Annotated in this window: 16 protein-coding genes and 1 tRNA gene; 14 read left to right on the forward strand and 3 right to left on the reverse strand. The window is 62.3% G+C overall.

Translation table 11 applies throughout. The annotated features are described in order from the left end of the window. The first annotated feature begins 17 nt into the window (after positions 1–17). The 14 genes from AB5Y59_RS02355 (at position 18) to AB5Y59_RS02420 (ending at position 14,403) form a co-directional block, all read left to right on the forward strand. A tRNA-Thr gene (locus tag AB5Y59_RS02355) sits at positions 18–93 on the forward strand. A gap of 212 nt (positions 94–305) precedes the next feature. Further along, positions 306–1,571: a cytosine deaminase gene (locus AB5Y59_RS02360; RefSeq protein WP_368211452.1), complete on the forward strand. Its 1,266-nt coding sequence runs from the start codon at positions 306–308 to the stop codon at positions 1,569–1,571. 87 nt (positions 1,572–1,658) lie between these two features. Next, positions 1,659–2,036 carry a fluoride efflux transporter CrcB gene (gene crcB, locus AB5Y59_RS02365; RefSeq protein ID WP_041214163.1) on the forward strand — a complete coding sequence of 126 codons (378 nt, stop codon included), beginning with the start codon at positions 1,659–1,661 and terminating at the stop codon, positions 2,034–2,036. 65 nt (positions 2,037–2,101) lie between these two features. Continuing rightward, positions 2,102–2,854, forward strand: coding sequence for a bifunctional demethylmenaquinone methyltransferase/2-methoxy-6-polyprenyl-1,4-benzoquinol methylase UbiE (gene ubiE, locus AB5Y59_RS02370; RefSeq protein ID WP_039041078.1), 753 nt, complete (start codon positions 2,102–2,104; stop codon positions 2,852–2,854). A gap of 8 nt (positions 2,855–2,862) precedes the next feature. After that, positions 2,863–3,471: an SCP2 domain-containing protein gene (locus tag AB5Y59_RS02375; protein WP_124244189.1), complete on the forward strand. Its 609-nt coding sequence runs from the start codon at positions 2,863–2,865 to the stop codon at positions 3,469–3,471. Then, positions 3,471–5,111 (forward strand): ubiquinone biosynthesis regulatory protein kinase UbiB, encoded by a 1,641-nt coding sequence (gene ubiB, locus AB5Y59_RS02380; RefSeq protein WP_010672357.1) that lies wholly within the window; start codon positions 3,471–3,473, stop codon positions 5,109–5,111. The genes AB5Y59_RS02375 and ubiB overlap by 1 nt, the downstream gene beginning before the upstream one ends. Before the next feature lie 39 nt (positions 5,112–5,150). Beyond that, positions 5,151–5,399, forward strand: coding sequence for a Sec-independent protein translocase subunit TatA (gene tatA / locus AB5Y59_RS02385; protein WP_010672358.1), 249 nt, complete (start codon positions 5,151–5,153; stop codon positions 5,397–5,399). 3 nt (positions 5,400–5,402) lie between these two features. Continuing rightward, positions 5,403–5,858, forward strand: a complete 456-nt coding sequence (gene tatB / locus AB5Y59_RS02390; RefSeq protein ID WP_139737143.1) for a Sec-independent protein translocase protein TatB — start codon at positions 5,403–5,405, stop codon at positions 5,856–5,858. Beyond that, positions 5,855–6,607, forward strand: a complete 753-nt coding sequence (tatC, locus tag AB5Y59_RS02395) for a twin-arginine translocase subunit TatC (RefSeq protein WP_010672360.1) — start codon at positions 5,855–5,857, stop codon at positions 6,605–6,607. Before tatB ends, tatC begins: the two co-directional genes overlap by 4 nt. A 111-nt stretch (positions 6,608–6,718) precedes the next feature. Next, entirely contained in the window at positions 6,719–7,504 is a 786-nt protein-coding gene (locus AB5Y59_RS02400; RefSeq protein WP_319895216.1) for a TatD family hydrolase, read from the forward strand. Positions 7,505–7,507: 3 nt separating this feature from the next. Further along, positions 7,508–8,527: a porphobilinogen synthase gene (hemB, locus tag AB5Y59_RS02405; RefSeq protein WP_039041081.1), complete on the forward strand. Its 1,020-nt coding sequence runs from the start codon at positions 7,508–7,510 to the stop codon at positions 8,525–8,527. A gap of 221 nt (positions 8,528–8,748) precedes the next feature. Then, positions 8,749–10,791, forward strand: a complete 2,043-nt coding sequence (gene prlC / locus AB5Y59_RS02410) for an oligopeptidase A (RefSeq protein WP_045522605.1) — start codon at positions 8,749–8,751, stop codon at positions 10,789–10,791. Positions 10,792–11,025: 234 nt separating this feature from the next. Next, on the forward strand, positions 11,026–13,593 hold the full coding sequence (locus tag AB5Y59_RS02415; protein ID WP_043155406.1) for a bifunctional diguanylate cyclase/phosphodiesterase: 2,568 nt from the start codon (positions 11,026–11,028) through the stop codon (positions 13,591–13,593). 51 nt (positions 13,594–13,644) lie between these two features. Further along, complete coding sequence (locus AB5Y59_RS02420; RefSeq protein WP_368211453.1) at positions 13,645–14,403, forward strand: class I SAM-dependent methyltransferase; 759 nt, start codon at positions 13,645–13,647, stop codon at positions 14,401–14,403. A 70-nt stretch (positions 14,404–14,473) separates the two neighbouring features. On the opposite strand, the gene AB5Y59_RS02425 is transcribed toward AB5Y59_RS02420, so the two are convergent. Genes AB5Y59_RS02425 through rhlB form a run of 3 tightly spaced genes read right to left on the reverse strand, consistent with a single transcriptional unit; the run spans position 14,474 to position 17,540 of the window. Then, positions 14,474–14,734, reverse strand: coding sequence for a Rho-binding antiterminator (locus AB5Y59_RS02425; RefSeq protein ID WP_041214156.1), 261 nt, complete (start codon positions 14,732–14,734; stop codon positions 14,474–14,476). 12 nt (positions 14,735–14,746) lie between these two features. Continuing rightward, positions 14,747–16,237: a guanosine-5'-triphosphate,3'-diphosphate diphosphatase gene (gene gppA, locus AB5Y59_RS02430; RefSeq protein WP_368211454.1), complete on the reverse strand. Its 1,491-nt coding sequence runs from the start codon at positions 16,235–16,237 to the stop codon at positions 14,747–14,749. Positions 16,238–16,250: 13 nt separating this feature from the next. Next, positions 16,251–17,540, reverse strand: coding sequence for an ATP-dependent RNA helicase RhlB (gene rhlB, locus AB5Y59_RS02435; protein ID WP_049636361.1), 1,290 nt, complete (start codon positions 17,538–17,540; stop codon positions 16,251–16,253). Between the last annotated feature and the right edge of the window lie 32 nt (positions 17,541–17,572).

Consider the following 17,572-nt stretch of genomic DNA (forward strand, 5'->3'; position numbering starts at 1 on the left):
TCTTTACCGGTTAGTGTGCTGATATGGCTCAGTCGGTAGAGCGCATCCTTGGTAAGGATGAGGTCCCCAGTTCGATTCTGGGTATCAGCACCATTAAATAAGAAAGCCTCCCAATCGGGAGGCTTTTTTGTATCTGCCTTTCAGCCATCCATCGCAAATTGCAGTTCTGCAATGTCGCACCTTCTTGTTGCTGAGATATCTTCCCTTTCTATCCCGTATGCTTTCCGGGCGGAGCTTCTCTATTAAAGGGATCCGGGCTAAGTTGTGGATTGGCAAAGACAACTACGCTTTCGAAGGGGAAGAACATGCTGATTAGGAATGTGCGTCTGGCGGGCAGGGAAGGGATGTGGCAAATCCTCTGTCAGGGAGGCGTGATCCGGGCCATCGAGCCCATGAGCACCCAGCTGCTCTCTACCCGCGAGCTTGATGGTGAGCAAGGCCTTGTCATCCCCCCCTTTATCGAACCGCACATTCACCTCGATACCACCCAGACGGCTGGCGAGCCGAGCTGGAACCTCTCCGGCACCCTGTTCGAGGGGATCGAGCGTTGGGCCGAGCGCAAGGCGCTGCTGGCCCATGAGGATGTGAAACAACGCGCCATCCAGACACTGAAATGGCAGATTGCCAACGGCATCCAGTTCGTGCGGACTCACGTGGATGTTTCCGACCCCAATCTGGTCGCCTTGAAGGCGATGCTGGAGGTGCGGGAGGAGATGAAGGAGTGGGTGGAGCTGCAGATAGTGGCCTTCCCACAGGAGGGGATCCTCTCCTACCCCAACGGCATGGCATTGCTGGAAGAGGCTCTCAAGCTGGGGGCCGACGTGATCGGTGCCATCCCCCATTTCGAGTTTACCCGGGAGTACGGAGTCGAAAGTCTGCACTACGTCTTCGATCTTGCGGAGAAATATCAGGTTCTGGTGGATGTGCATTGCGATGAAATCGATGACGAACAGTCCCGTTTTATCGAGACGCTGGCAACCCTGGCCTACGAGCGCGGTATTGGCCATAGGGTAACCGCCAGCCACACCACCGCCATGCACTCCTACAACGGAGCCTATGCCTCGCGGCTGTTCAGGCTGCTCAGGATGGCGGACATCAACTTCGTCGCCAATCCGCTGGTGAACATTCACCTGCAGGGGCGCTTCGACAGCTATCCCAAGCGTCGTGGCATCACCCGGGTGAAGGAGATGCTGGAGGCGAACATCAACGTCTGCTTCGGCCACGACGACGTGTTCGATCCCTGGTATCCCATGGGCACGGCCAACATGTTGCAGGTGCTGCATATGGGGCTGCATGTCTGCCAGATCATGGGCTACGAACAGATCAACGACAGTCTCAAGCTGATCGGCAGCCACAGCGCCCGCACCCTGAACGTGCAGGATCGCTACGGCATCGAGGTGGGCAAGCCCGCCAACCTGCTGATCCTTCCTGCAGAGAATGGTTTCGATGCGGTGCGCCGCCAGGTGCCGGTACGTTATTCCATCCGTCATGGCAGAGTCATCGCCGATACTCGCCCGGCCGAGACGACCCTCCATCTTGTGAATCCAGAACGGGTAGACTTTCGCCGCTAGGGTCTTGCCGGGTCGATTAATTGCCCGGCTGTCCCCTGCTGTCGAGATTCTGCATAATGCCAACCTGACACTCTTGGAGACTGCTTGATGCAAACCTGGTTATTTGTCGCTGTCGGGGGCGCCTTCGGTGCCTGCCTGCGCTTTGGCATCGCCGAGCTGATGGCATGGCTGCTGGGACGCCACTTTCCCTATGGCACCCTGGTGGTCAACGTGGTGGGTTCCTTCATCATGGGGATTGCCTATGCCCTGATCAGCCATGGTCACGTGGTGGAACACCCGATGAAGCCATTGCTGATGGTGGGTGTCCTCGGTGCCCTGACCACCTTCTCCTCCTTTGCCCTCGATACGGTCGTGCTGGCCCAGCAAGGGGCTTATCTGAAGGCGCTGCTCAATATCGGTCTCAATCTGTTCCTCTGTCTGGCCATGGTCGTGCTGGGGATGCAGTTGGTCGCAAGCCGGGTTTGAGGTGTCCGCACGCCATCGGCTCTGGTAAACTGGCGGCCATTCTTTGCTCTATGGGTATTTGAGGGATGTCGGAACAGACTACTACTACGCATTTTGGCTATAAAACCGTGGCAGCGACCGAGAAGGAAACCCTGGTCGCCGGTGTCTTTCATTCGGTAGCGGCCAAGTATGATCTGATGAACGATCTGATGTCGTTCGGCATCCATCGCCTCTGGAAGCGCTTTACCATCGACTGCTCCGGTGTCCGCAAAGGACAGAAGGTGCTGGATCTGGCTGGCGGCACAGGGGATCTGACCGCCAAGTTCTCCCGCATCGTGGGTGAGACCGGTCAGGTGGTCCTGGCGGACATCAACGACTCCATGCTGAAAGTGGGCCGCGACAAACTGCGCAACCTGGGGGTGGCCAACAACGTCTCCTACGTACAGGCCAATGCCGAGGCGCTCCCGTTCCCTGACAACCATTTCGACGTCATCACCATCGGCTTCGGCCTGCGCAACGTCACCGACAAGGACAAGGCGCTTGCCTCCATGTTCCGGGTGCTCAAGCCGGGTGGCCGCCTGCTGGTGCTGGAGTTCTCCAAGCCGGTGAGCGAAGTGATCGCCAAGCTGTATGATCTCTACTCCTTCAAATTGCTGCCGAAAATGGGCGAAATCGTCGCGAATGATAGCGAAAGTTACAAATACCTGGCGGAATCGATCCGCATGCACCCGGATCAGCAGACCCTGGCAGGCATGATGGAGAATGTCGGTTTCGAACAGGTCGAGTTTTACAACCTGACCCAGGGCGTGGTCGCCCTGCACCGCGGTTACAAGTTTTAAGGTCGCCTATGCCGATGGATGCCATGGTCACCGCAGTGATCGAAACCAGCCTCAACCAGTTGCTGGCCCTGGACAAACAGAGCCCGGAGCGGTTGCGCAAGCTGACGGGCAAGGTACTCAAACTGGAGCTGCGCGAGCTCAAGCCGCTCTGGTTTGTCTTCTCGGAGCGCCGTCTGGATGTGCTGGCCAGGTTTGAAGGGCAGGCGGATGCGGTGCTGAGCCTCTCCCTGACCGCCCTCGGTCTGCTCAAGGAGCCTTCCGCCCTGACCCGCTACATCCGCGAGGAGAAGCTGGACCTGAGCGGTGACCCCCAGCTGGTGCAGGCATTCAGCGCCCTGCTTGGCGAGCTCGATATCGACTGGGAAGAGGAACTGTCCCGCTACACCGGCGACGTGGTGGCCCACACCCTGTGCAGTGGTGCCCGTCAGGCTCGCCGTTTTGTGGGGCGAGAGTTGTGCCGTTCCCAGCGTCAAGTGGCTGAGTATCTGACCGAGGAGGCGAGGCTTGCCCCGGGTCCGCTGGAAGTGGCGAGCTTCAATGACGATGTCGAAGAGCTGGCCCAACAGATGAAGGCGATCGAGTTGCGGCTTGCCCGCCTCGAACAGCAGGTGAGCTGATGACCCCGAAGGAGTTCAAACGCCTCTATCGCATCGTCAGCATCCTGCTGGAACAGGGCATCGACGAGCTGGTGCCCGCCCGTTATCAGCCCTGGCCTGGCCGTCTGGCCCGTCGCAGTCTGTTCTGGCTCAAGAACAAGCAACAGGGCATGAGCCGTGGCGCCCGCATTCGCCTCGCCTTCGAGGCCCTGGGTCCCATCTTCATCAAGTTCGGCCAGATGCTCTCGACCCGCCGAGACCTGCTGCCCCCTGACATTGCCGAAGAGCTGGCCCTGCTGCAGGACAGGGTGCCTCCCTTCTGTGGTCAGGCCGCCCGTCGCCAGATAGAAGAGAGCCTGGGTTGCCCCGTCGAGACTCTGTTCGATGACTTCGACGAGACGCCGCTGGCATCCGCCTCCATCGCCCAGGTGCACACCGCCCGGTTGAAGGAGAACGGCCGCGAGATCGTCATCAAGGTGATCCGTCCCGATATCGAGCCGGTCATCGAGGCCGACCTGCGCCTGATGCAGGCCCTGGCTCGTCTGGTGGCCCGTTTCGTGCCCCAGAGTGGCCGACTGCGCCCCGTCGAGGTGGTGGAGGAGTATCGCAAGACCATACTCGACGAGCTCAACCTGATGCGCGAAGCGGCCAACGCCATCCAGCTGCGCCGCAACTTCACCGGCTCCGAGGCGCTCTATGTGCCCGAGGTGTTCACGGACCATTGCCGTGAGCAGGTGCTGGTGATGGAGCGTATCTACGGCATTCCGGTTTCCGACATTGCCGCCCTTGAGGCCAACGGCACCAACATGAAGCTGCTGGCCGAGCGCGGAGTGGAGGTGTTCTTCACCCAGGTGTTCCGCGACAGCTTCTTCCACGCCGACATGCACCCGGGCAACATCTTCGTCTCTTTCGAACACCCCGAGAATCCGCTCTGGATCGGCATCGACTGCGGCATCGTCGGCACCCTCAACCGGGAAGACAAGCGCTACCTGGCGGAGAACTTCCTCGCCTTCTTCAACCGCGACTACCGCCGTGTGGCCGAGCTGCACGTGGAGTCAGGCTGGGTACCGCCCGATACCAAGGTGGACGAGTTCGAGTTCGCCATCCGCACCGTGCTGGAGCCCATCTTCGAGAAACCGCTCTCCGAGATCTCCTTCGGCCACGTGCTGCTCAATCTGTTCAACACCGCCCGTCGCTTCAACATGCAGGTGCAGCCGCAACTGGTGCTGCTGCAAAAGACCCTGCTCTATGTGGAAGGGCTGGGTCGCCAGCTTTATCCCCAGCTGGATTTGTGGCAGACCGCCAAGCCCTATCTGGAAAACTGGATGCACGAGCAGGTCGGCCCCAAGGCGGTGTGGAATGCCATCAAGGAGAAGGCGCCGTTCTGGGCGGAGAAACTGCCGGAGCTGCCGGAGCTGGTCTACGAGACCCTGCGTCAGGCCCGCCATCAGCAGCACCACTTCGACCAGATGTTTGCCGATTTCCGTCGCCACAGTCGCCGTCAGGGGCAGGCCCGCTACCTCTTAGGGGTTGGAGCCAGCCTGCTGCTCGCGGGTGTATTCTTGCTGACCCAGAAACAACACATTGAGTGGGGACAAATCAGCCTCGCCGGCGCCGGGTTATGCTGGCTGCTGGGTTGGTTGCGAACCCGTTCCCATTAAATAACCTGCGCCATCGGGCGCCTATCCGGAGAGAAAGTCATGGGTGGTATCAGTATTTGGCAGTTGTTGATCATCGCAGTCATCGTCGTGCTGTTGTTCGGCACCAAGAAATTGCGCGGTATCGGCGGCGATCTGGGCGCGGCGGTCAAGGGGTTCAAGAAGGCGCTCTCCGATGAGCCGGCCGACACCAAACCCGAGCAGAAAGATGCCGAGTTCCCGACCAAGCAGTTGAACGAGACGGCCAGCAACGCCGAAGCCGCCAAGCAGAAAGACAAAGATCAGGCCTAAGCCATGTTCGACATCGGTTTTTGGGAACTGGTCGTCATCGGCGTCGTCGCTCTGGTGGTGCTGGGTCCCGAGCGGTTGCCGGTCGCGATCCGCACCGCCAGCCACTGGATAAGGCTGATCCGCAGCACCGCCAACTCGGTCAAGGCCGAGCTGGAACAGGAGCTCAAGTTGCAGGATTTGCACAACGATCTGAAGAAGGCCGAACGGTTGCAGATGAACAACCTGAGCCCCGAGCTGCAGGAATCCATCGAGCAGTTGAAAGCGGCCGCCCAGTCGGTGAATCGTCCCTATCAGGGGGAGAACGAGATCCGCCCGCCTCGGGAGCCCGCCCAGGCTGAGCCAGCCACTCCGGTGGCGGCCCCGGCGCCCACCCCAGAGGTGCCACCGGTCAACAGCCAGCGAGAGAGCGAGCCTGTGCCCGCCAGCGAGTCCACAGCCAAAGGGGAGGGTAAGCCATGAGTCAGGCAGAACAGCCCCTCATCAGCCATCTGGTGGAGCTGAGAACCCGTCTGCTGCGCGCCATCTCCGCCATCCTGCTGGTGTTCATCGCGCTCATCTACTTCTCCAACAACATCTACGACTTCGTGGCCCAGCCGCTGCTCAGCCAGTTGCCGGCAGGTACCAGCATGATAGCGACGGATGTGGCGACACCCTTCATCACGCCCATCAAGCTGACCCTGGTGGTCTCCTTCTTCGTGGCGATCCCCTATCTGCTCTATCAGGCCTGGGCTTTCATCGCACCCGGTCTGTACCAGCACGAACGGCGGCTGATCCTGCCCCTGGTGGCCTCCAGCGCCGTGCTGTTCTATGCGGGGATGGCGTTCGCCTACTACGTGGTGTTCCCCCTGGTGTTCGGCTTCTTCACCAGTACCGCCCCCGCCGGGGTGACGGTGGCGACCGACATCGCCAGCTACCTGGACTTCGTGCTGACCCTGTTCTTCGCGTTCGGGGTGGCGTTCGAGATCCCGGTGGCCACCATACTGCTCTGCTGGACCGGGGTGACCACCCCCAGGAGCCTGAAGGAGAAGCGCCCCTACGTCATCGTCGGGGTCTTCGTGGTCGGTATGTTGCTGACGCCGCCCGATGTCTTCTCCCAGACCCTGCTCGCGATCCCCATGTGGGGCCTGTGGGAGATAGGTCTGTTCTTCGCCCGCTTCTACGTGAAGAAAGAGGACGAGGAGCAGCAACAAACGGAAGAGGGGAGCTGAGGCTCCCTTCCTCTTTTCATGCATCCGTTCGAGGCGTATGGTAAGGCCCCATCGAGTAGATGGTTTTCAAATGCCTGATATGCACCTCGTTTGTCCGGAACCCCTGACTCCATGATCGACATCGGTTTGAACCTGACCAGCAGCCAGTTCGCAGGCGAACAGGCCGACCTGGTGGAACGCGCGCGCGCCGCCGGGGTGGAAGCCCTGATCCTGACCGGCACCGATCTGGCCGGCAGCCGCGAAAGCGCCGCATTGGCCGCCCGCTGGCCGGGCTACTGCTTCTCCACCGCCGGGGTACATCCCCATGATGCCAAAAGCGTCGATGAGGCGACCCTGCCTGCCCTGCGCGAACTGGCGGCCCGGCCCCAGGTGGTGGCCATCGGCGAGTGCGGTCTCGACTACAACCGGGACTTCTCCCCCCGCCCAGTGCAGGACGCGGTGTTTGACGCCCAGCTGGCGCTCGCCGCCGAGCTCGGGATGCCGGTGTTTCTGCATTGCCGCGATGCCCATGACAAATTCGTCGAGATCCTGCGCCCCTGGTTGCCCCGCCTGCCGGGGGCCGTGCTGCACTGCTTCACCGGCTCCGATGCCGAGCTGGACGAGTGCCTGGCGCTGGGGTTGCATATCGGGGTGACCGGCTGGCTCTGTGACGAGCGCCGTGGCCAGCTGCTGCGCGAGCAGGTGGCCCGCATTCCGGCGGGTCGCCTGATGATAGAGACGGACGCCCCCTACCTGGTGCCGCGGGATCTGAAACCCAGGCCCAAACGCAACGAACCCGCTTTTTTGCCGCACATCGCCCAGGTGGTGGCGGCCTGCCGTGGTGAAGCGCCCGAGGCCTTGCTGGCCCATACCCGGGCCACCTCCGCCGCATTCTTCCAACTTCCGCTTTTGGAGTGATTCATGGCCACAACTCTTCCGGGGGCCTTCCCGGGCCGTCGCCTGCGCCGGGTGCGCAAACATGACTTCAGCCGCCGCCTGGTGCGCGAAAACGTACTGACCGTCGACGATCTCATCTATCCCGTGTTCGTGCTGGAGGGGGAGGGTCAGCGAGAGGCCGTTGCCTCCATGCCGGGGGTGGACAGACTCTCCATCGATCTGCTGCTCGAAGAGGCCGCCGAACTGGTGGCCCTGGGTGTGCCGGCGGTGGCCCTGTTCCCGGTGACGCCGCTGGAGAGAAAGAGTCTGATGGCGGAAGAGGCCTACAACCCGGATGCCCTGGCCCAGCGGGCGACCCGTGCCCTCAAGGCTCGCTTCCCGGAGCTCGGGGTCATCACCGATGTGGCGCTCGACCCCTTCACCACCCATGGCCAGGACGGCATCATCGATGACGAAGGCTATGTGCAGAACGACATCACCACCGAGATCCTGGTGAAGCAGGCGCTCTCCCATGCCGCCGCCGGGGCCGACATGGTGGCACCGTCCGACATGATGGACGGCCGCATCGGTGCCATCCGCGCGGCGCTGGAGGAGAATGGCTTCGTCAACGTGCAGATCATGGCCTACTCCGCCAAGTACGCCTCCCACTACTACGGCCCGTTCCGCGATGCGGTGGGCTCCGCCGCCAACCTCGGCAAGAGCAACAAGGCCACCTACCAGATGGACCCGGCCAACGGCAACGAAGCCCTGCACGAGGTGGCCCTCGACATCGCCGAAGGGGCAGACAGCGTCATGGTCAAGCCGGGCATGCCCTACCTGGACATCATCCGCCGGGTGAAGGATCAGTTCGGCGTGCCGACCTTCGCCTATCAGGTGAGCGGCGAGTACGCCATGCACATGGCGGCGATCCAGAATGGCTGGCTCAAGGAGAAAGAGTGCGTGATGGAATCCCTGCTCTGCTTCAAGCGGGCCGGGGCCGATGGCATCCTCACCTACTTCGCCAAGCGGGTCGCCCAGTGGTTGAAAGAGGACGCCCGACGCTGAGGCGGGGAGTGTCCATGCCCTCACAATGCCGGCCCTCGGGCCGGCATTGTCGTCTCTGGCAGATGAAGTGCTGGTTTTATGAACAAAATGCCTGAAAAAGTGGGCAACAAGCCCGTCTCTTGGCGGCAAAGGCTTGATAAATGGGGTTTCTGCCTACATCTTAGATGGTCCAAGCAGGCTTCTGGACGGCAGGGGCTGCAGAGCATTTAGAGGTACCGCAGATGACTAACCCTTTGCTGACAATGGACTCGCTGCCTCCCTTCAGCCAGATCCAGCCCGATCAGGTGCAACCTGCCGTGACGCAGGCCATCGCCGATTGCAAACAGAAGATTGAGGATGTGCTGGCCCAGAAGGAGCCTCACACCTGGGACAGCCTGATCGCCCCGCTGGAAGAGGTCAACGACCGCCTCTCCCGGATCTGGTCCCCCATCAGCCACCTCAACGCCGTGCAGAACAGCGAGGCGCTGCGGGCGGCTCACGATGCCTGCCTGCCGCTGCTGTCCGAATTCCAGACCTATGTCGGTCAGCATGAAGGGCTCTATCAAGCCTATCTGGCCCTCTCCGAGAGCGATGACTTCCCCCGGCTGGATGATGCCCAGCGCAAGGAGATCCTGAACACCCTGCGCGATTTTCGCCTCTCCGGCATCGGTCTGCCTGCCGAGGCGCAGCAGCGTTACGGCGAGATCCAGGCCCGCCTCTCGGAGCTCGCCTCCCGTTTCAGCAACAACGTGCTGGACGCGACCCAGGGCTGGCACAAGCTGGTGACCGACGAGGCCGAGCTGGCTGGTCTGCCCGCGAGCGCCCAGGCTGCCGCGCGCCAGATGGCCGAACTCAAGGGCAAGGAGGGGTGGCTGTTCACCCTGGACATCCCCTCCTACCTGCCGGTGATGATGTATGCCGACAGCCGCGCCCTGCGTGCCGAGCTGTATGAGGCCTTCACCACCCGCGCCTCCGACCAGGGCCCCAACGCCGGCAAGTGGGACAACTCCGCCATCATGACCGAGTTGCTCACCCTGCGCCGAGAGCTGGCCCGACTGCTGGGCTTTGCCAACTATGCCGAGCTCTCCCTCGCGACCAAGATGGCGGACAAGCCGGAGCAGGTGGTGGACTTCCTCACCGACCTGGCTGCCAAGTCCCTGCCCCAAGGCAAGGCGGAGCTGGAGGAGATCCGCGCCTTTGCCGCCGAGCAGCATGGTCAGGACGAACTGGCGGCCTGGGATCTTGCCTATTACGCAGAAAAGCTCAAACAGCACAAGTTTTCGGTCTCTGATGAGCAGTTGCGTCCTTATTTCCCCGCCGGTCGGGTCGTGAAGGGGCTGTTCGAGGTGGTCAAGCGGGTGTTCGGCATGAAGGTGCGCGAGCGTCTCGGCATCGACACCTGGCACCCGGACGTGCGCTTCTACGACATCTTTGACGCCGATGACGAGCTGCGCGGTAGCTTCTACCTGGATCTCTACGCCCGCGAGCACAAGCAGGGCGGCGCCTGGATGGATGTCTGCCTGGGTCGCCGCTACCGTCAGGACGGCTCCCTGCAAAAGCCGGTGGCCTACCTGACCTGCAACTTCAACGGCCCGGTGGACGGCAAACCGGCCCTGTTCACCCACAACGAAGTGGTCACCCTGTTCCACGAGTTCGGCCACGGCATTCACCACATGCTGACCCGCATCGATGTGGCCGGCGTGGCCGGCATCAACGGCGTGGCCTGGGATGCGGTGGAGCTGCCGAGCCAGTTCCTCGAGAACTGGTGCTGGGAATCCGAGGCGCTGGCCTTCATCTCCGGCCATTACGAGACCGGGGAGCCGCTGCCCGCCGATCTGCTGGAGAAGATGCTGACCGCCCGCAACTTCCAGGCGGCGATGCAGATGCTGCGCCAGCTGGAGTTCGCCCTGTTCGACTTCCGTCTGCACCAGACCTTTGACCCGACCAGAGCGGATCAGATCCCTGCGCTGCTGGATGAGGTGCGCAGCCAGGTCGCCGTGATGACGCCTCCGGCGTTCAACCGCTTCCAGCACAGCTTCTCCCACATCTTCGCGGGCGGCTACGCGGCGGGCTACTACAGCTACAAGTGGGCCGAGGTACTCTCTGCCGACGCCTTCTCCCGCTTCGAGGAGGAGGGGATCTTCAACCCGGCCACGGGCCACTCCTTCCTGAAGAACATTCTGGAAAAGGGCGGCTCCAGGGAGCCGATGGAGCTGTTCCGTGCCTTCCGTGGCCGGGAGCCCCAGGTGGATGCGCTGCTGCGTCACAGCGGTATCGCCGCGTGAGGTCCCGCCGCCACAGTGAGCCTCGATTGGATGAGCTGCCGCGCCACTGCGGGAGCTTCAAGCAGGTACACATTTGCGGCATAGTGGGATCGAAACGTGATTTTTGATAGAAAAAGGGACCTTTTGGTCCCTTTTTCCAAGCCTTTTTAATATCTTGCGGAGTGCATGTTTGCACTGTCCCCGCCTCTTCAGTAGAGTCGGGTTCTACCTTCCAGGGAGAGAAAGAACCTTGCCATGAGGCGAGCACTCGAGTCTGTCTATCAAATCATCTCCAGCCTGTCTCATTCGAGTGGTCAGGGATATTTTGATGCCTTTGTGAGTGAAATCGCCAACGCGGTGGGGGCTGACTTCGTCCTGGTGTCCGGCAAGGATCAGGCGGGTCTGTTCTTTACCGTGCATGCCGCCTATCCCGCCTCCCTCGACATCAACTCCTACAGCTTCCCCCTCGCCGACACTCCGGGGGAGATCGCCATGCAACAGGGTGAAGCCTGGTTCAGTGATCGCACCCGCCAGCTGTTCCCCCACGCCGCCGTGCTGGAGCGCTGCGAGGTGAGAGCCTATGCCGGCGTCGCGCTCAAGAACGCCGAGGGAGAGACCATCGGCCTGTGCAGCGTCATGTTCAAGCGGGCCATGCCGAGAATGGAGAAGATAGTGGGCCTGCTGCGTCTGCTGGCCCCGCTCGCCGGTCGTGAACTGGCGCTGATGTATCAGCAGCGCCAGAGCCAGGAGCAGCCGGCGCAACCGGAACATCACCACTTCCTGGACACCATGATGTCCCATGCGCCCGTGGGCATCGGCAAGGTGGATCTGGGCGGCAAGATCCTCTGGGCGAACCCGGCCATCGAGAAGATGCTCGGCTACAGCCAGGAGGAGCTGCAACAGCTCACCGTCGCCGAAATCAACCATCCGGACGACTGGCAGACCAGCATTGCGCTCTACGACGCCCTCAAGCGGGGAGAGCGTCCCGCGTTTACCCAGGAGAAGCGTTATCTCCATCGGGATGGGACCGTCCTGTGGGGGCGGGTGACGGTGACCCTGATCCGCAACGAGCAGATGCACCCCGACTATCTCATGGTGGTGCTGGAGAACATCGATCCCATCAGGCGCCATGCGGAGCAGCTCAAGCTCTCCCACCGGGTCTATGACAACCTCTCCGAAGCCATTCTGGTGTGCGATGCCGACAGTCGCATCATCTCGGTCAATCCGGCCTTCGAGAAGATCACCGGTTACAGCGAGGAGGAGGCGTGTGGCCAGCGGCCCAGCATGCTCAAGTCCGGACTGCACGATCAGACCTTCTATGCGGACATGTACCACGCCCTGGAGCGGGTGGGGATCTGGCGTGGCGAGGTGTGGAACAAGCGCAAGAACGGCAAGCTTTATCCCCAGCAGCTGATGATCAGCGCCGTGCGGGAAGGGGGCAAGATCAGTCAGTACATCGCCATCTTCAGCGATCTTTCCCAGACCAAGCTGGCGGAGCAGAAGATCGCCGCCCAGGCCAACTACGACAACCTCACCGGCCTGCCCAACCGCTGGCTGTTCGGTCGCTGTCTGGCCCGCTTCTGCGAGCGGGGGGAGCGCTTCGCCCTCATGGTGCTCGACCTCAACAACTTCAAGGCGGTCAACAACAGCATGGATCACCATGTGGGCGACGCCCTGCTGCGGGAAGTATCGGATCGGCTGGTGAGCCGGGTGCGCACCGAGGACCTGGTGGCCCGCATCGGCGGCGACGAGTTTGCCTTCCTGGTGCCCGGCATCGTCAACCGCCGTCAGGCCGAGGTGTTTGCCAAGCAGGTGATCGGCGGTTTTGCCCGTCCCTTCATGCTGGCCAACCAGCACCTCTATGTGACCGCCACCCTGGGGATCACCCTCTGTCCCAATGACGGCGGCGACAGCGACGAGCTCTTGCGCAATGCCGAGCAGGCCCTGTTCGTCGCCAAGCGCCAGGGACGCCCCCTCGGCACCTACAACGCCTCCATGCGGGAAGAGGTGAGCCAGCGCCACCAGATGCAGCACGATCTGGCGGAGGCCATCAAGCTGGGCCAGCTGACCATGGCCTACCAGCCCATCTGGGACAACCGCAGCGGCCGGGTCGCCAAGCTGGAGGCCCTGGTGCGCTGGTATCACCCCCACTGGGGTCAGGTCTCACCGGCGGATTTCATCCCGCTGGCGGAAGAGGCGGGGCTCATCCAGGGGCTGGGTGCCCTGGTGCTGTGGCAGTCTTGCCGGGATCTGGCCAGATTGCAGCAGTCCGGCTTCCCGGATCTGCAGATGTCCATCAACCGCTCCACCCTGGAGTTCCAGACCATAGACCCGGAGGCCAACGAGTGGCTCAGGGTGATCCGCCACTTCGAGCTGGATCCGGCGGACATCATCATCGAGATCACCGAATCTCTGCTGATGGAGACCAGCGATCAGCACAGGGTGCGGATCGATGCTCTGCGCGAGGCGGGCTGCAAGCTGGCCATCGACGACTTCGGCACCGGCTACTCGGCACTGAACTACCTGCGTACCTTCCCGGTGGATCTGGTGAAGATCGATCGCTCCTTCGTGCGCCATATTCCCTTCAACGAGCAGGACCGCCTGCTGCTCGACGGCATCATCAACATCGTGCACAACCTCGGCATGCAGGTGGTGATCGAAGGGGTGGAGACCCGGGAGCAGCTCAACTTCCTCTGCCAGAAGGGGTGCGCCTTCACCCAGGGGTATCTGCTCAGCCGCCCGCTGCCCTTCGACGATCTGACCGAGTACCTGAGTCTCAACCGTCAGGGAATGAACTTGGCGAATCTGACCACGGTGAGCTGACCCCCCGCTTCTGCTATCATGCCGGCTTCTGCGCCGTGATGAGTCCATGTTATGCCCCATATTCAGGTTTTCAGTGAAGTGCCCGCCCGCGATGGCGAGCTCGACACCCTGCGCCAGCGCCTTGCCGACGTGGCGTTTCCCGTTCCCTTCGCCCTGGTGCTGACCGAATCGCGGTTGGAGCTGCGCAAGCTGGACGAACCCAAGCTGGGGGCCGTCTATGTGGACTTCGTGGAAGGGGCGGTGGCCCATAGGCGCAAGTTCGGTGGCGGGCGCGGCCAGTCCATCGCCAAGGCGGTGGGATTGAAGTCGGGAGCCATGCCGACCGTGGTGGATGCCACCGCCGGGCTCGGGCGCGATGCCTTCGTGCTCGCCTCCCTCGGCTGCAAGGTGACCCTGATCGAGCGCAGCCCCGTGGTGGCGGCCCTGCTCCAGGACGGTCTGACCCGGGCGGCGCAGGATCCCGAGATAGGCCCCTGGGTGCGCGAGCGGATGCAACTGCTGCAAGGCCCGGCGGTGGAGACCCTGCTGGCGCTGACCGAGCGGCCGGAGGTCATCTACCTGGATCCCATGTTCCCCCACAAGCAGAAGTCGGCGCTGGTGAAAAAAGAGATGCGGGTGTTCCAGTCCCTGGTGGGGGCGGATCTCGACGCGGATGCCCTGCTGCCGGCGGCGCTCAGGATGGCTGACAAGCGGGTGGTGGTGAAGCGGCCCGACTATGCGGGCTGGCTCAACGAGCACAAGCCCAGCATGGCCATCGAGACCAAGAGCAACCGCTTCGACGTCTATGTGATGGCGGCGCTGGCGAGTTGAGTGGCGACTGGCAGGGAGTCTGAGCGTCAAACGAAGAGGGCCAACCTGATCAGGTTGGCCCTCTTGCTATTCATTGGCTGCGGGGTGGGGCGAAGTGGATCCGCTTTTCTTCCCCTTGCCAGACGAGTTCCAGGGTTGCCAGGTCCGCCAGGCTGAGGCGCTCAGCGCGCTCCAGCAGCAGATATTCCACTCCGTCGCTGGCTTCTATGGTGCGGATCCTGTCCGCCCAGGTTCGTCCATCCCGGTCGGTGATCGTGACGGGCAGTTGCCAGCTTGCGGCGATCTCCAGCCAGTCGTACAGGTCACAGCTGACGGGTTGGTAATCGGCCATGGGGTGTGCGCCTCAGGCTTCCTGCAGCCGGGTGGACCAGCCCATCTTCTGCTGGCGTTCCACCTCGAGGCGCAGCTCGCTGGCGCGCAGGTAGTGCTCGTCCAGCCACCCCTTGGGCAGGGTCAGGGTCAGGGCATCTTCATCGGCTTGCAGCATGAACCTGGGCACAGTGCCCTGGGTCCGGCGCATGCAGAGGATGAGGGAGATGCGCAGGATGCGGGCCAGCCGGATCGCCTGGCGACCGGTGACGGCACCCTGTTTCTCCAGCGGCTCCAGCTTGAATTCATCCCGCTGGTTGAACAGCAGGGCCGACAGCAGCTTCTTCTGCGCGGGGGTGAAGCCCGGCATGTCGATGTTGTCGATGATGTAGGCGGCGTGCTGCGGCGCCTTCTTGTACTCGATGCACAGACCGATTTCGTGCAGCAGGGCTGCGTAGCGCAGGATCGGGCGACCGTAGCGCTTGGAGAGGCGCCAGGCCGGCTGCAACTGGGTGAACGCCTCGATGGCGGTGTCGCGGACCCGCTCGGCGTGCTCCTTGTCGAGCTGGTAGCGGCTGATCAGGCTGTCAGCGGTGCGATCCCGGGCATCACAGTCGTGATTGTTGCCGAGCAGGCCGTAGATGAGCCCTTCACGCAGGGCACCGCCCGCCAGGGTCATGCTCTCGATGTCGAGGGTCTCGAAGATGGCGATCAGGATGGCGAGACCGGAGGGGAACACGGTCAGCCGTTCGGCCGCCAGCCCTTCGAGCTGCAACTGATCGAGTCTGCCGCAGGCGATGGCCTGACCCATCAGCTCTTGCAACTTGGGCAGGGTGACCCGCTCGCTCTTGCCCTGGGCCAGCATGATCTCCTGCAGCGCCTGGACGGTGCCGGAGGCGCCGACGCAGGTGCGCCAGCCGAGAACGCGGTAGTCCGCAGCCACTTTCTCCAGTACCGCCTTGGCGGCGGCAATGGCCTGGTTGAAGCGCGTCTCGGAGAGCTCGCCATCACCGAAGTGGTTGTTGAGCCAGGTGACGCAGCCCATGTGCAGGCTGTTGAGCAGCTTGGCTTCGCTCTGCTCGCCGATCACCAACTCGGTGCTGGCACCGCCGATGTCGATCACCAGCCGGTTGCCTTCCCCTGCCGACGTCCAGGAGACGCCTTCATAGATGGTCTTGGCTTCTTCCTCGCCCGAGATGATCTCGATGCTGTGGTTGAGCACCCGTTCCGCTTCGCTGATGAATTCGTCGACGTTGGTGGCCAGGCGCAGGGTGGCGGTGCCCACTACCCGGATGTTGTCGGACGGGATGTCCTGCAACTGCTCGGAGAAGAGGCGCAGACAATCCCAGCCCCGCTCCATGGCGGCACGGTTGAGGCGAAAATCGGCATCGAGGCCCGCGGCGAGGCGTACCTTGCGCTTGACCTTGGTGACGGTGCGCAGGGCACCGGCGACCTCGCGCACCACCAGCATGTGAAAGCTGTTGGAGCCGAGGTCGATGGCGGCATAGAGAGGCGAGTTGTGCAACTTGGCCGATCCCTCAGTTCTTGCGGGGGGGACGACGACGGTTGTTGCTGTTGCCACCGCCCTGGCGATCCCGCATGTTGCGGTTCACCGGCTGGCGGTTGCGGAACACCCGTTTTGGCGCAGTGACGTCATCCAGCAGCGCCTCGCGGTCATACTTGCTGACCGGGATGGGGTGGTGGATGTACTCCTCGATGGCCGGCAGGTTGAAGGCATAGTCTTCACAGGCCAGGCTGATGGAGTGACCGCTTCTGCCGGCGCGGCCGGTACGACCGATGCGGTGGACATAGTCTTCGGCATCGTCGGGCAGGTCGTAGTTGAAGACGTGGGTCACGTCGGGGATGTGCAGACCACGGGCAGCCACGTCGGTGGCGACCAGGATATCCAGGGTACCCTTGGTGAACTCTTCCAGGATCTTCATCCGCTTCTTCTGCGGCACGTCGCCGGTCAGCAGGCCGACGCGGTGGCCGTCGTTCTCCAGCCAGGCGTGAACGTCTTCACAGACGTGCTTGGTGTTGGCGAAGACGATGGCTTTCTCGGGCCACTCCTCTTCCATCAGGGAGAGCAGCAGCAACATCTTGTCTTCGTTGGAGGGGTAGAAGAGCTCCTCCTTGATCCGCACGCCGGTCATCTGTTCCGGTTCGACCTGCACATGTTCCGGGTGGTTCATGTGTTCATAGGCCAGCTCCTGCACCCGCAGGGAGAGGGTTGCGGAGAACAGCATGCTCAGACGCTCGGTGGCGGGGGGCATGCGGCGGAACAGGAAACGGATGTCCTTGATGAAGCCCAGATCGAACATGCGATCCGCTTCGTCCAGTACCACGACCTGGATGTTGCCGAGATCGATGACCTTGGACTTGAAGTAGTCGATGATGCGACCCGTGGTGCCGATCAGGATGTCGACGCCCTGTTCCAGCACGGCCAGCTGCTTGTCGTAGCCTTCGCCACCATAGGCGAGACCGAGCTTGAGCCCGGTGGAGGCTGACATGCTCTCTGCATCGTTATAGATCTGGACGGCCAGCTCCCGGGTCGGGGCCATGATGATGGCGCGGGGCTGGTTGATGAGGCGCGGCCTGGTCAGCGGATGGGTCAGCAAATAGTTGAATGTCGCCGCCAGGAAAGCCAGGGTTTTGCCGGTCCCCGTCTGGGCCTGACCGGCGAGGTCATGACCTTCAACCAGCAGGGGCAGGGACAGTGCCTGGATGGGCGTACAATAGTGAAATCCCTTTGATTCCAGACCAGCCAGAACTTCGGGTTCGAGGCCCATTTGGGCGAATTTTTCGGTCGTTAGATGTGTTTTGCTCATGGCGGTAGGTTATCAGGTTAGGCTTGCAATAA

This window comes from Aeromonas sp. s10 (assembly GCF_040907975.1).
In the GTDB taxonomy this organism is placed as follows: domain Bacteria; phylum Pseudomonadota; class Gammaproteobacteria; order Enterobacterales; family Aeromonadaceae; genus Aeromonas; species Aeromonas caviae.